Source organism: Gilliamella apicola, assembly GCF_003202655.1.
GTDB lineage: Bacteria > Pseudomonadota > Gammaproteobacteria > Enterobacterales > Orbaceae > Gilliamella > Gilliamella apicola_R.
The window spans coordinates 161,340-175,410 of record NZ_QGLR01000007.1 but is presented as its reverse complement, the minus strand read 5'-3'; the positions used below and the strand labels follow the sequence as shown (position 1 = coordinate 175,410).

At 36.4% G+C, this 14,071-nt stretch carries 10 protein-coding genes; 5 read left to right on the top strand and 5 right to left on the bottom strand.

Translation table 11 applies throughout. The features are described from left to right. Window positions 1-185 precede the first annotated feature (185 nt). On the bottom strand, window positions 186-2,213 hold the full coding sequence (metG, locus tag DKK70_RS03655) for a methionine--tRNA ligase (RefSeq protein ID WP_110432775.1): 2,028 nt from the start codon (window positions 2,211-2,213) through the stop codon (window positions 186-188). A 244-nt stretch (window positions 2,214-2,457) separates the two neighbouring features. On the opposite strand from metG, the gene apbC reads away from it, so the two are divergent. Next, window positions 2,458-3,525 carry an iron-sulfur cluster carrier protein ApbC gene (gene apbC, locus DKK70_RS03650; protein ID WP_110432774.1) on the top strand — a complete coding sequence of 356 codons (1,068 nt, stop codon included), beginning with the start codon at window positions 2,458-2,460 and terminating at the stop codon, window positions 3,523-3,525. 121 nt (window positions 3,526-3,646) lie between these two features. On the opposite strand, the gene DKK70_RS03645 is transcribed toward apbC, so the two are convergent. Continuing rightward, the gene (locus tag DKK70_RS03645) at window positions 3,647-4,387 is read right to left on the bottom strand and encodes an acid phosphatase (protein WP_110432773.1); all 741 of its coding nucleotides are present in this window, start codon (window positions 4,385-4,387) and stop codon (window positions 3,647-3,649) included. A gap of 275 nt (window positions 4,388-4,662) precedes the next feature. Then, window positions 4,663-5,016, bottom strand: a complete 354-nt coding sequence (locus tag DKK70_RS03640; protein WP_034884659.1) for a DMT family protein — start codon at window positions 5,014-5,016, stop codon at window positions 4,663-4,665. A 192-nt stretch (window positions 5,017-5,208) separates the two neighbouring features. Between DKK70_RS03640 and DKK70_RS03635 the strand changes: the two genes are divergently transcribed. Beyond that, window positions 5,209-6,375, top strand: a complete 1,167-nt coding sequence (locus tag DKK70_RS03635; RefSeq protein ID WP_375334967.1) for a sugar transporter — start codon at window positions 5,209-5,211, stop codon at window positions 6,373-6,375. Between the two features lie 21 nt (window positions 6,376-6,396). Here the strand turns inward: DKK70_RS03635 and DKK70_RS03630 are convergent, their stop codons facing one another. Further along, complete coding sequence (locus tag DKK70_RS03630; protein WP_110432771.1) at window positions 6,397-8,319, bottom strand: ABC transporter ATP-binding protein; 1,923 nt, start codon at window positions 8,317-8,319, stop codon at window positions 6,397-6,399. A gap of 190 nt (window positions 8,320-8,509) precedes the next feature. On the opposite strand from DKK70_RS03630, the gene DKK70_RS03625 reads away from it, so the two are divergent. Next, a complete protein-coding gene (locus DKK70_RS03625) occupies window positions 8,510-10,687 on the top strand; it encodes a phage holin family protein (protein ID WP_110432770.1) in 2,178 nt (725 codons plus the stop codon). Between the two features lie 47 nt (window positions 10,688-10,734). On the opposite strand, the gene glyA is transcribed toward DKK70_RS03625, so the two are convergent. Then, entirely contained in the window at window positions 10,735-11,991 is a 1,257-nt protein-coding gene (glyA, locus tag DKK70_RS03620) for a serine hydroxymethyltransferase (RefSeq protein WP_110432769.1), read from the bottom strand. A 400-nt stretch (window positions 11,992-12,391) separates the two neighbouring features. Here glyA and DKK70_RS03615 point away from each other — a divergent pair, with 400 nt between their 5' ends. Beyond that, the gene (locus tag DKK70_RS03615; RefSeq protein WP_110432768.1) at window positions 12,392-12,793 is read left to right on the top strand and encodes a hypothetical protein; all 402 of its coding nucleotides are present in this window, start codon (window positions 12,392-12,394) and stop codon (window positions 12,791-12,793) included. Window positions 12,794-12,882: 89 nt separating this feature from the next. Continuing rightward, the gene (locus DKK70_RS03610) at window positions 12,883-13,806 is read left to right on the top strand and encodes a TIGR01212 family radical SAM protein (protein WP_110432767.1); all 924 of its coding nucleotides are present in this window, start codon (window positions 12,883-12,885) and stop codon (window positions 13,804-13,806) included. The last annotated feature ends 265 nt before the right edge of the window (window positions 13,807-14,071 follow it).

Sequence of the window (14,071 nt, the reverse complement as noted above, 5' to 3'; positions counted from 1 at the left end):
TCGGCAAAGATTTACTTATTTATTTGCAGATGTAAGTTTTATTCTGTTCTTGTTACATAGTTACTATTTGTTATTAATCTTTGCTATTATTGAGTTTTTTTGAACATTTTCATCTTCTTTTCTTATAGGCATCTTAACATATCAGCTTTATTAAGATGCCCTTTTTAAGGATTAAGAAAAGCGCGTTAAGAGATACGCATACCTGGTTTAGCACCACTATCAGGTGATAATAGATAAACACCTTCACTGTCATCTTTACCACTAGCACAAAGCACCATACCCTCTGAAACACCAAAACGCATTTTTCGCGGAGCTAAGTTAGCAATCATAATGGTTAAACGCCCGATTAATACTTGCGGATCTGGGTAGTATTGTTTGATACCGGAAAAGACGTTTCGGGTTTCATCGCCAATATCTAGCGTTAATTGCAATAATTTATCCGAGCCTTCAACAAAACTGGCGTTTTTAATTAAAGCTACTCGCATATCTACTTTAGCAAAATCATCAAAATTTATGGTTTCAGCTATTGGTTCGGCTACTTTTTCTTTTACAGATGTGCTTGATGCAGCTTGCTGTTTAGTTTCTTCAATCATAGCTGTGATTTTATCCATATCAATTCGGTTAAATAATGCTTTGAAACTATTAATTTTATGACCTGTTAAGGCTTTATCAATTGTATGCCATTCTAATTGACTATTTAAAAATGCTTCACTACGTTCAGCTAATGCCGGAACGATAGGTTTTAAATAGGTCATTAAAATACGGAATAGATGAATACCCATTGAACAAATATCTTGTAATTGCTGATCTTGCCCTTCCTGTTTAGCAACCACCCACGGCGCTTTTTCATCAATGTAGCGGTTAGCTTCGTCAGCTAAAGCCATAATTTCACGTACCGCTTTACCTGACTCTCGTTTTTCAAAAGCATCAGCAATAACTTGCGATTTTTCCACAAATAAGGCGTAAAGTTCAGGTGCAGCAATATTATCAGATAATTTGCCGTCGAATCTTTTACTAATAAATCCAGCCGAACGCGATGCAATATTAACCACTTTATTAACCAAATCACTATTAACTCTTTGAACAAAATCTTCAAGATTAAGATCAATATCATCAATATGTGGTGATAATTTAGCGGCATAATAGTAACGTAAACAATCTGGATCCAGATGTTTTAGATAGGTACTTGCTTGAATAAAAGTACCACGAGATTTTGACATTTTAGCACCATCAACGGTTACATAACCGTGTACAAAAATATTTGATGGTTTGCGATGTTCACTACCATCTAACATTGCTGGCCAAAACAAACTATGGAAATAAACAATATCTTTACCAATAAAATGATAAAGCTCGGTCGTTGAATCTTTATTCCAGAACTCATCAAAAATCGCTTTATTATTTTTGTTGCAATAGTTAAGGAAAGATCCCATATAACCAATCGGTGCATCTAACCAAACATAAAAATATTTACCCGGTGCGTCTGGAATTTCAAAACCAAAATAAGGGGCATCACGGCTGATATCCCACGGTTGTAGACCTGCTTCAAACCATTCTTGCATCTTATTAGCAACTTGTTCTTGTAATGTGCCTGAACGTATCCACGTTTGTAACATCGTGGCAAACTCAGGTAAATCAAAGAAGAAATGCTCGGATTGTTTCAAAATCGGGGTTGCGCCTGAAACGACTGATTTAGGATCAATAAGATCAGTAGGATTATAAGTCGCGCTACATACTTCACAATTGTCGCCATATTGGTCTGGTGCTTTACAACGAGGGCAAGTACCTTTTACAAAACGATCTGGTAAAAACATCTGTTTTTCAGGGTCAAACAGTTGTGAAATAACCTTAGTTTTAATATAACCATTCGCTTTTAAACGTTTATAAATTTGTTCTGATATTTGACGATTTTCAGGACTATGGGTTGAGTGATAGTTATCAAAACTAATGTTAAATCCGGCAAAATCGCGTTGATGTTCGATTTTGACTTCAGCAATCATCTCCTCAGGTGTGACCCCTAATTGCTGAGCTTTGAGCATAATCGGCGTTCCATGCGCATCATCGGCACAAATAAAATAGATCTCATAACCGCGCATACGTTGATAGCGTACCCATACATCAGCTTGAATATGTTCAAGCATATGACCTAAGTGAATTGAACCATTTGCATAAGGGAGCGCACAAGTCACTAATATTTTGCGTTGAGTTGTCATGTTGAATTATTACCTTTAATTACATAATGGCAGAAATAGTACATCAATCGTGTGATTATCGCTAGATTTATGCCATAATTTGATTAAATTTCTTTATATAGTCAATCAATCTTATAGCTGTTATATCTGATTGTTGAACGAAAAAGGTAATTTTGTCATTTATTATCCATTAAAGATATTGATAATATCTATTACAAATTGAAGTAAAATAAATAATTTATAGCAATAATCAAGGCAAATTTCCATGCAAGCAAAGATAATTCTTGAGAATTTTAATCATCCAACATTACAAAAAAACTTGATTGAACTAGGCGCAGTGACTCAATGTGAGCTGATAGATCACCAACTGCTAATAAGCTTAGTTATGCCTTTTGCTTGGCAGACCGGCTTTGAAGACCTTAAAGCTACAGTTACCCCCCAATTGCTTCAATTAGACGGTGTTGACAAGGTTAATTGGAATATTCAATATAATATTGCCACATTAAAGCGAGCAAATAATCATCATCCTATTAAGAATGTTAAAAATATTATTGCAGTGAGTTCCGGTAAAGGTGGTGTTGGTAAATCATCAACAGCGGTCAATTTAGCTTTAGCATTACAAAAGCAAGGTGCAAAAGTTGGGATATTAGATGCGGATATTTATGGACCGTCCATTCCAACCATGCTTGGTACCGAAAAAGAGCAACCATTAACGCCAGATAATAAACATATGTCTCCGATTATGGCCTATGGTCTTGCTAGTAATTCTATCGGTTATTTAGTTGATGCTGACGGCGCGATGGTGTGGCGAGGACCAATGGCTAGTAAAGCATTGTGTCAGATTTTAGAAGATACGCTTTGGCCAGAGCTTGATTATTTAGTTATGGATATGCCACCGGGAACAGGAGATATTCAATTAACGCTTGCCCAAAACGTCCCTGTCACAGCAACAGTTATTGTAACTACTCCGCAAGATATCGCATTAATTGATGCTAAAAAGGGAATCATTATGTATAACAAAGTTAATATCCCAACTCTGGGGATTATTGAAAACATGAGTTATCATATCTGTGAAAATTGTGGACATCATGAAGCGATTTTTGGTGAGGATGGCGCAAAACATTTGGCTGAAAAATACCAAACTCAATTACTTGGCCAAATTCCCCTGCACCGTCTATTACGCCAAGATTTAGATTCTGGTAAACCGACGGTTATTAACCATCCTGATAGCGAATTCACCCAATTATACTATAAAATTGCAGCTCAAGTCGCTAGCCAACTTTATTGGCAAGGCGAAACGATTTTACCTGATATTTCGTTTAAAACTTTATAGTGCAGATCTATATTGGTTGTTAAGATTTAACAACCAATATAATTAAGTTGGCAAGTTCTACATTATTGCTCTGTGGTTACTAAATCTGTGGTTATTGAATATAGAGTAATTAAATCTATAATTACTTAAATTTTTTCAACTCAGCTTTTGCTTTGGCTAATTGTGCGATAAATGCTGAATTAGTATGTAATTGGGCAACAACTGCTGCTGCCATCACTTTTGCAGCATCCACATCACTTTGCCAATGATAACCACAGATAACTCGACTTTCGCCAATGTCATAACCTCGTTTCAAAATTTGATTTTGACGCGCAGGGTTGATCTCAGCTAAGACCAAAGCTATAGCAAATCCCATTGTAGTGTGACCTGAAGGATATGAACCATTAGTGGATAGTGTTTTTTCGTCCTCAGGTCGGCAAGTTGGTTCATTAAAAAATGAAAATGGTCTGATTCGATTATAATGCTGTTTTGCAGAGCGGGTAGCAAGATCACCGGCATCTTCTTTCATTGTGGTAATAAGTTTATAAATTTCTGGTGAATTACTAACCGAAATTTCATACCCAAAAGCAGGAGAAAATTGCTTGGTAATATTATCTTTACTCGAATCAGCATCAAGATAAGCTTGTTTGCCCCGTTCAGTATTACGCATCGATTTTCCCCAATCATACATGGCTTTATCTTTTAAAAAATCGACACTATTAAAGGCTGGTGGTGGAGGTAACAACAGCAAACTGTCCGGCGCCTGTTCTAGTTTAAGATAAAAATCGTTTGGATCGGTAGTAACATCTTTAGCTTCAATCGCATAAGTACTAAAGCAAAATAATATAGATATAAAAAACGAGCTGAGAAACTTGTTACACATATACGCCTCCTTAAATACTATTGTAAACAACAAAAACAATTTCACTAAATAGAGCAAATAAAGAAATTACAAGTTCTGGCACGTATAATTTATTTATCAGTAATCTATAAATGTTAATTTAGTTCATAATAAAACAGTTATGACTACTGACCAAAAACCTATTTATTATTCTATGATTAACCTCACAATAATATTTAAAAACTATTGTTTTTTAGGAAAAATAATTATTGGTTGAATGGGTAAAATATAATAAGTTCATAAACTGAATATTTATGTTAGGCAATAATTTTATCTTTAAACATAAAAAAAACTGCACCGAGTAAACATAGTCCAGCCCAAATATAATCGGTTTTGAACGGTTCTTTTAAGATGTAAATTGAAAAGGGAATAAATACTGACAAGCTGATCACTTCTTGAATAATTTTTAATTGCCCTGCGCTGGCAACTTGAAAGCCGATACGGTTTGCCGGCACTTGTAGCAAATACTCAAAAAAGGCAATCCCCCAACTAATAAGCACCGCTAAAATCCAAACTTGATTATGCATAAAACGCAAATGTCCGTACCAAGCGAACGTCATAAAAATATTACTACAAGTAAGTAGACAAACTGTAATGAGAAGTTGATTCATAATAGTTAATCGAACGATTTATTATAGGTTGTAATAGTATATACTCTTATTGATTCACGCACCAAAATCGTTGAATGATTTAATTTAAAAATAATTAATTTAATCGTGTTATTTATTTATCTTCGCTGTTTGATAGTAAAATAGATTCAGCTATAATTACACTATTAAATCTCTATTCCCTCTATAACTTTAATCATGAATAATGCCAATAAACGGTCTCGAATATGGTCATCAATTCTTTGCCTTGCTTTTGCAGGTTTTATTTTCAATACGACTGAATTTGTTCCCGTTGGATTACTGCCGAATATTGCTGAAAGTTTTTCGATGGATGTCGCACATGCCGGGCTATTATTAACTATTTATGCTTGGACCGTATCGTTATTATCTTTACCGTTAACGGTATTAACTTCAAAAATGGATCGGCGAAAACTACTGATATTTTTGTTTTGTCTATTTATCGGTAGTCATATCCTTGCAGGTTTTGCTTGGAGTTTTTACAGTTTAATGGTGGCAAGAATTGGTATTGCTTGCGCACATGCGGTATTTTGGGCCATTACCACACCTTTAGCTGTTCGTTTAGCACCCAATGGCAAAAAAGCTAAAGCTATGGGCTTTATCGTGGTTGGTACTTCTATGGCAACTGTTTTAGGGATTCCAATTGGAACCATGATCGGACAACTTGTTGGCTGGCGAATAACCTTTTTATGTATTGGTTTTATCGCCTTTTGTGTCATGTTGTCGCTACTTTATTTGTTACCATCAGTACCAAGTTTGAATAAGATTTTAATCAAAGATATTCCTAAAGTACTCAAACGCCCAGTATTACTAAATATCTATTTGCTAACCGCAATTATAATAACTGGTCATTTCACAGCTTATACTTATATTACGCCATTTATGCTCAATGTTGGCGGTTTTAGTGAGCATGTTGTCGTTAGTCTGTTATTAGCTGTTGGTTTCTCAGGTATGATTGGCAGTGTCATTTTTGCCAAATATGCTGATTCACATCCCATCGCAATATTTGTGATTCCGGCATTATTATTATTGACCTGCTTGTTATCACTTTATGTTTGTTCTTTCAGCCTAATTACCGCAATATTACAAGGTATGGTTTGGGGGCTAGCCATTACTATCATTAGTATGGTGATGCAAAGTAAAGTCATTGATGCAGCCCCTGACGCTGCCGATATTGCAACCTCGGTTTATTCGGGCATTTATAATATCGGTATCGGAGGGGGAGCTTTTGTTGGTAGCCAAGTATTGGTTTATTTATCCACACATTACATTGGCTTTGTCGGTTCTGTTTTTGTGACTATTGCCCTAATGCTCTTTTACCTTCTTTCCAGAAGAACTTGGTAAATAAGCGCTCACATTGAGCGCTTATTGACTTAATGCTTCAAGCTGTTCCCAGCGTTCAAAGACGGCTTCAAGTTCCGCTTCTTTATCCGTTAAAGATTGCAGTATTGGGTTGGTTACTTCATGAGGTTGATTGAAAAAGTCACTACGGCCAATTTGTGCTTGTAAATCGGCAATAGCGGTTTCAAGCTCCTCGATTTTATGCGGTAACTGAGTAAGTTCGCGTTGTTCGTTATAGCTTAACTTTACCTTCTTTTTAATTACTGGCGTGGCGCTTGCGCTATTTATGGTGTCAGTTTTAGCCGATTCATTGATATTGTTAGTAGCTACTTGCTTATTAACCGGTTTAGCTTGCTGTTGCTGCTGCAATGCATCGGTATAACCACCAGCATAGATACCAATTCGCCCCTGCTCTTCAAAAAACCAGCATTGGGTAACTACGTTATCGACAAATTGCCGATCATGGCTAACAAGTAAAACCGTTCCTTGATAATCGTTAACAAGTTCTTCTAATAGTTCCAACGTTTCAATATCAAGGTCATTAGTTGGTTCATCAAGCACCAATAAATTACTTGGTTTTAAAAAGAGTTTTGCTAATAATAAGCGATTTCGCTCGCCACCAGATAGCGCTCTGACCGGCGTTCTAGCGCGTTTTGGTGGAAAGAGGAAATCTTGCAAATAACCAAGTACATGTCTTGAGCGACCATTTACCATCACCTCTTGCTTACCTTCTGCCAGGTTATCCATAACCGTTTTTTCAGGATCAAGCTCTAATCGATACTGATCAAAATAAGCCACTTCAAGTTTAGTTCCACAATGAACACTGCCGGAAGTCGGTGCTAAACTACCTAGCATGAGTTTTAATAATGTGGTTTTTCCAATACCATTTGGACCAATCAAAGCAATTTTATCACCGCGTAAGACTTGTACCGTGAAGTCCTTGACTAAGACTTTATCATCTATTTGATAACTGACATTATCCAACTCAAAGACAATTTTACCTGAACGCAGTGCTTCTTCGATCTGCATTTTTGCATTGCCCATAACTTGACGACGCTGTGAATACTCTTGCCTCATCGCTTTTAATGCTCTCACCCTACCCTCATTACGAGTTCGACGAGCTTTAATACCTTGACGGATCCACACTTCTTCTTGGGCGAGCTTTTTATCAAATTCGGCATTTTGTAACTCTTCAACACGCAGAGCTTCTTCTTTACCTAACAGATAACTGTCATAATCCCCACCCCAAGAGGCAACCTTACCACGATCTAAATCTATAATTCGCGTCGCCATTTGGCGTATAAAAGATCGGTCATGTGATATAAATACAATGCTGCCATTGAAGCTTTTTAGAAACTCTTCCAACCATTTTATGGTATCGATATCTAAATGGTTAGTTGGTTCATCAAGCAATAGTACTGATGGCTGGCAAACGAGTGCTTTAGCTAATGCCGCTTTACGCAGCCAACCACCGGATAATGATGAGAGCAACGCATCACCATCTAATGACAGTGAAGAAATAACATTACGAATCCGATTATCCAACTGCCAACCATTTTGGTGATCAAGCTGTTCTTGCATTTTAGCTAATTTCGATAAATTACTTTCACTGGGATCCGCTTCAACCAGATGTGACAATGCATAATAATCTTTTAACAGTTGAGCTTGTTCTTTTAAGCCTTCCGCCACAAAGTCAAATACATTACCTTGAATATCACGAGGTGGATCTTGCTGTAATCGAGAGACTATTACATTGTTTTCATAAACAATCTGCCCTTCATCCAACGGAACTTCTTTGTTAAGAACTTTTAACAGAGTCGATTTGCCGGCACCGTTACGACCAACAAGACAGACTCGCTCGTTGATTTCAATCGACATATCGATATGGTCAAGAAGTGGCGCATCACTAAATGACAGATAAGCATTGGTAAGATTTATTAATGACATATTTTTTATTTGGATATTAAATAATAAGGCGTTATTCTATCATAAAGTTGCTATTGGCAACCAAAATCAATTATCAAAGATACAATTAACTGCTCTTAACAGCGAGCATTCCTTTTCTCTTCTAAACAAAAATACTGCTATACTTATTAATAATTGAATTAATTAATAATATTTCAGTATGGAGGTAATTATGCGTCATACTTGGACATTTCAACGTGTTGGTGGATTAGATCAAGTCGTATTAAAAAATGCCGATGACATTATCAACTTACCCAATTTAGATCCTAAATTATGGGTTGCACTTAGTTGCCCGACAACCGGTTTAGATTTTGATCAAAGAACATTACAATTGTTAGATTCTGATAACGATGGCCGCATTCGTATTCCCGATATTTTAGATGCAATCAGTTGGGCAAAAGATAAAATCGTCTCTTTCGATAATATAGTACAATCCTCAGAAACATTGCCACTATCTCAAATTGATGATTCAACAGAACAAGGTAAAAAATTATTAGTTACTGCGCATAGTATTTTGGCGAATTTAAATAAGAGCCAAGCCGATTATTTAACGCAAGATGATGTCCAGCAATCGCTAAAAATTAATGCTAGCAAACTCTACAATGGCGATTTAATTTTTCCACCCTCTGGCGAATTATCACCAGAAATGCAGAACTTTATTCAAACAGCAATTAAAACGACCGGCGCCCAAAAAGATATGAGCGGGCAAGATGGCATAAATCTAGAAATTGCGCAAACCTTTGTAAAAAATCTAAAAAGCTGGCAAGCATGGCAAACCGATATCAGTAATACTCAGACCCCTTTTGGGGAAAATCGTTCTGAAATATGGAAGTTGGTTCAAGAATTAAAACCGAAAATTGATGACTATTTTCTGCGGGTTGAATTAGCGCAATATGCTCCTCAAGCACAAAATGCACTCAACGTTGATGAGAAATATATTGTTCCAACGCAAAATGGCTTACTGTCAGATCAAGCCCTAGCTGAACTGCCGTTATCTAAAATTGATAGCAATAATTCATTAGATCTGGTTAACGGTCTTAATCCACTTTGGAAAAGTAAAATTATTCGATTTAGGGCTTTAGTGGCATCCCATTTAACCGATCCTAACCAATTAACATCACAAGAGTGGCAAGATATTCAAACGGGTCTTAATGCCTATGCCACGTTAATTAGTTCTAAACCAGATATGCAACAATTAAACGTAGCAACTAAACCTACTGCGAGTATTGAGGATATTCCTAGCAATCAGATCGCCAATTTTACCAATGGTAATTTATTAAGCGAATTTGAAAAAATGGTTGACCAAGATAATAAAACACCAATTTCAGCATCAGATGTTTTTGTGTTAGAAAAACTAGTGCTATTTCAAAAACATTTTTATCGTTTATTGATTAATTTTGCTTCATTTGCGGAATTCTTCTCACTTGACCATTATGCTGCTTTTCAATTAGGCAAACTTTATATTGATGGTCGTTGTGCTACGCTTTGTGTTGCCGTTGATAACATCGCTAAACATTCGACTATGGCTGATTATTCAGAACTTTGTTTACTTTATTGTGAATGTACAAGGCACGGTCAAAAACAGACGATTGTTGCCGCGATTACCGCCGGACAAGGTGATTTACTAATGGAAGGGCGTAATGGGGTATTTATTGATAATGAGGGCAATGATTGGGATGCCAATGTGGTTAAAATGATAACTAAACCAATTAGCATACAACAAGCAATTTGGGCCCCTTATCAACGAATTGGCCGCTTAATTACCGAACAAATTAATAAATGGGCGAGCAGTAAAGACGCCGATATAGAAAAGACCAGTACCCAAGCAATCCAAAATCCAGAAAATAAATTTGATATTGGTAAGAGTGTTGGTATCTTCGCAGCTATTGGTCTAGCGATCGGCGCTATTGGTACTGCACTGGCAACCATTTTTCAGGCTATCTTCTCTCTCACTTGGTGGCAATTTCCATTAGTGATTTTAGGTTTGTTCTTAATTATATCTGGGCCATCAGTAATATTAGCTTGGTTAAAATTACGCAGGAGAACACTTGGTCCATTACTGGAAGCTTCAGGTTGGGCGATTAATGGTCAAGTAAAAATCAATTTACTATTAGGTGGATTACTTACCAGTAAAGCGGAATTACCCGCCAATGCTAAACGAAATTTAACTGACCCTTTAAGAAAACGCAATAAAAAAGCACGGATAATATTCTGGTCAGCAATCTTAGTTGGGGTAGTTCTGGTTGGCACTGCTTTATGGTTTAAAAATGATATTGCCGATTATTTTAAACAACAGCAACAGCAGTTAATCCAAAGCCAAAGTCAAACTCAAAACGAACAGAAAAACTAATAGGCTATAATATTTTTCGCCGACATTACGTCGGCGAAATTTTCTTATTAATGTTGATAAACCGGTAATCGATGGCAAATTGCCAATACTTTTTGTTTAACGGCTTGAATAGCTTGTTCATCATCAATGTTATCTAACACGTCACAAATCCAGTTAGCTAATTCACGAGACTCTTCTTCTTTAAAACCTCGACGAGTCACAGCTGGGGTACCAATTCGCACTCCAGATGTCACAAATGGGCTTTGAGGATCGTTTGGTACGCTATTTTTATTGACGGTGATATTCGCACTACCTAAAGCGGCATCCGCCTCTTTACCTGTTATCTTTTTATCAACCAAATCAATTAGGAATAGATGATTTTGAGTTTCGCCTGACACGACTTTGTAGCCACGTTTGATGATCACATCAACCATCGCTTGAGCATTTTTAACAACTTGTTTTTGGTACTCTTTATAAGCGGGTTCCATCGCCTCTTTTAAGGCAACGGCTTTGGCAGCAATGACATGCATTAACGGACCACCTTGCGCCCCAGGAAAGACAGCAGAATTTAATTTTTTGTAAAGATCTTCACTGCCACCTTTGGCCAAAATAAGACCACCACGTGGCCCACCAAGGGTTTTATGCGTTGTTGTTGTCACGACATGAGCAAATGGTACAGGGTTTGGATAAACACCGGCTGCCACTAAACCAGCCACATGCGCCATATCCACAAATAAGAAAGCACCAACACTATCCGCTATTTCGCGCATCCGTTGCCAATCAACTACCCCTGAATAAGCAGAAAAACCACCAATGATCATTTTTGGTTTTGAATCTAAGGCTATCTGGGCTAATTGGTCATAATCAATATGTCCAGTTTCGTCAACACCATAAGCAACCACATTATAGAGCTTACCAGAAAAGCTAACTGGTGAACCATGAGTTAAATGCCCACCTTGAGACAAATTCATGCCTAGCACAGTATCACCCGGTTTTAGTAATGCCATATAGACTGCAAAATTGGCTTGTGAGCCTGAGTGTGGTTGCACATTAGCATAATCTGCACCAAATAACTCTTTAGCCCGTTCAATCGCTAATTGCTCAACAATATCAACATATTCACAACCACCGTAATAACGCTTACCTGGATAACCTTCAGCATATTTGTTAGTTAATTGCGTACCTTGTGCCTGCATCACTCTTGGGCTGGTATAGTTTTCCGATGCGATAAGTTCTAAGTGATCTTCTTGGCGTTGTTCTTCACCTTTAATAGCATTCCACAATTCTTGATCATAATCGGCAATGGTCATTTGTTTACTAAACATATTGGCTCCTTGTAAGCAATTACGTCAGCCTAACGGCTCGTTACAGTACTTGATTAGTATAAAAAATATTACATTATCGTCACTTAATCAGCGTTGAATTTCAATCTTTTTTTGATGTTATAAATAATATTTATATATTATTAAGTTGTTAATTAACTTCATTAGCTAAATTAGCCAAATTTAAGCCGACAAAAAACGCTCGTCAACTCTCTATAGTTTCACCATTTAGCGTTGATTTTTCACCTTTTAAAGCGTGAAGCTAAATTTTAACTAAAAATATTTTCTTTAATATAAATGCAAATAAAACTATCGATTACAAAATATTTATAATCTAATTGATATATTTATCATTAAGTATAAAATCTAGCAAAAATAGATTTGGCTATTTAATTACATCTAAATGAAAAAAATAATTTTGTCTGTGGTTTTATCTATTAGCTATTTTTTTAGCCTATCGGTTAATGCTAGTCAGGTTAATATTTGTTTATTAACCGGTACACTTCTTGCAGATCCACAAATCGCCATTATGTCATTCTCGCCTAGCGATGATAATGGTAAAACTCTACCAGAACGAGAATATAATAATGTTGAATTAGAGGTGTTAGTCACGGCTGCAAATATTACTGAAACGAGAGCTGATAGCCTATGCGCTTTGCCTAACAACCAACCTTACAAAATAACGGTCAGTTTAAGAGACGAATATAGTTTAAATGATGCTAAAAAAGGAGAGCAAATCAAGTTACTGCATATTTATAAAAATTACCCAAACGGTGAAGACGAAGATTATATCTTACAAAACTAACCATTTGATTAGTTGTTTCCCTTAGCTTAATAGCCATTGAGTATCTTACATATCTTGGTAAAATAGCCAAAAATTTTGTTTGGTTTATTATGCAACTTCATTTAGTGGTCAATACCTTCGGTTCAGATTTGCAACGTCGCTATGGCGAAAAAATCTATAAGCTCACTTTACATGGTGGTTTTAGCTGCCCCAATCGTGACGGTACTATAGGGCAAGGTGGTTGTACCTTTTGTAATGTGGCATCCATCATTGATGAATCAATTCAGATTAAATCAATATCAGATCAATTGCTATCGCAAGCCAAGCAAATGAAAAAATCTAAACGTTATCTTTCTTATTTTCAGGCCTATACCAGTACCTATGCTGAAGTCGAAATTCTTAAAAATATGTATCAAGAAGCGCTAAACAGTGCCGACATTGTTGGTCTTTGTGTTGGTACACGTCCAGATTGTGTACCCAAAGAAGCATTAGATTTGCTTGCTGATTATCAGAATCAAGGTTACGAAGTTTGGTTAGAACTCGGTTTACAAACCGCTCACGACAAAACATTACACCATATTAATCGAGGGCACACGTTTGATGACTATCATCAAACAGTACAAAAAGCGCGACAATTAGGTATAAAAGTTTGTACCCATCTTATTATTGGTCTACCTAAAGAGAATAAACATGACAATCTTATCACCCTTAACCGCGTGTTAGACAGTGGCGTTGATGGCTTAAAAATTCATCCGTTACATATCGTTGAAGGCAGTATTATGGCTAAAGCATGGCGAGCCGGGCGAATTGCGGTGTTATCTTTAGAAGAGTATGTCGATATTGCCGGAGATATTATTCGACAAACGCCTGCCAATATTTTATATCATCGAATCTCAGCCAATGCGAGAAAACCAACGTTACTGGCACCGGATTGGTGTGAAAATCATTGGCAATCAATGAATGCGGTTGATAATAATTTACGCCAATTTGGCGCTCAAGGTAGCGCCATTGGTGATCCTTATTATTTTGAATAATAAATTGAAAACAATATGGAAAAAAGATTGAGGAACGTATATTTTAACTATTAATAAGCACAATTATATTTGAAATTGATAGCTAAAAAGTAAATGATTTAGCTAAAAAAACATGCCTCAAAATTTTTTATCTTACTATCCAGATATTGACCTTATCAACTTAATGGATTGTGTTTAGAGAAATTAAACATATCTATTACAATAGATCATTTATGATGAACAAAATAAGCTTTATGCTAAGGTTAATTAGCTAATTATTGCTGTT

Bases quoted from the DNA above. Each gene is read 5' to 3' on its own strand.
- metG (WP_110432775.1), bottom strand. From the start codon at position 2,213: ATGACAACTCAACGCAAAATATTAGTGACTTGTGCGCTCCCTTATGCA.
- apbC (WP_110432774.1), top strand. From the start codon at position 2,458: ATGCAAGCAAAGATAATTCTTGAGAATTTTAATCATCCAACATTACAA.
- DKK70_RS03645 (WP_110432773.1), bottom strand. From the start codon at position 4,387: ATGTGTAACAAGTTTCTCAGCTCGTTTTTTATATCTATATTATTTTGC.
- DKK70_RS03640 (WP_034884659.1), bottom strand. From the start codon at position 5,016: ATGAATCAACTTCTCATTACAGTTTGTCTACTTACTTGTAGTAATATT.
- DKK70_RS03630 (WP_110432771.1), bottom strand. From the start codon at position 8,319: ATGTCATTAATAAATCTTACCAATGCTTATCTGTCATTTAGTGATGCG.
- DKK70_RS03625 (WP_110432770.1), top strand. From the start codon at position 8,510: ATGCGTCATACTTGGACATTTCAACGTGTTGGTGGATTAGATCAAGTC.
- glyA (WP_110432769.1), bottom strand. From the start codon at position 11,991: ATGTTTAGTAAACAAATGACCATTGCCGATTATGATCAAGAATTGTGG.
- DKK70_RS03615 (WP_110432768.1), top strand. From the start codon at position 12,392: ATGAAAAAAATAATTTTGTCTGTGGTTTTATCTATTAGCTATTTTTTT.
- DKK70_RS03610 (WP_110432767.1), top strand. From the start codon at position 12,883: ATGCAACTTCATTTAGTGGTCAATACCTTCGGTTCAGATTTGCAACGT.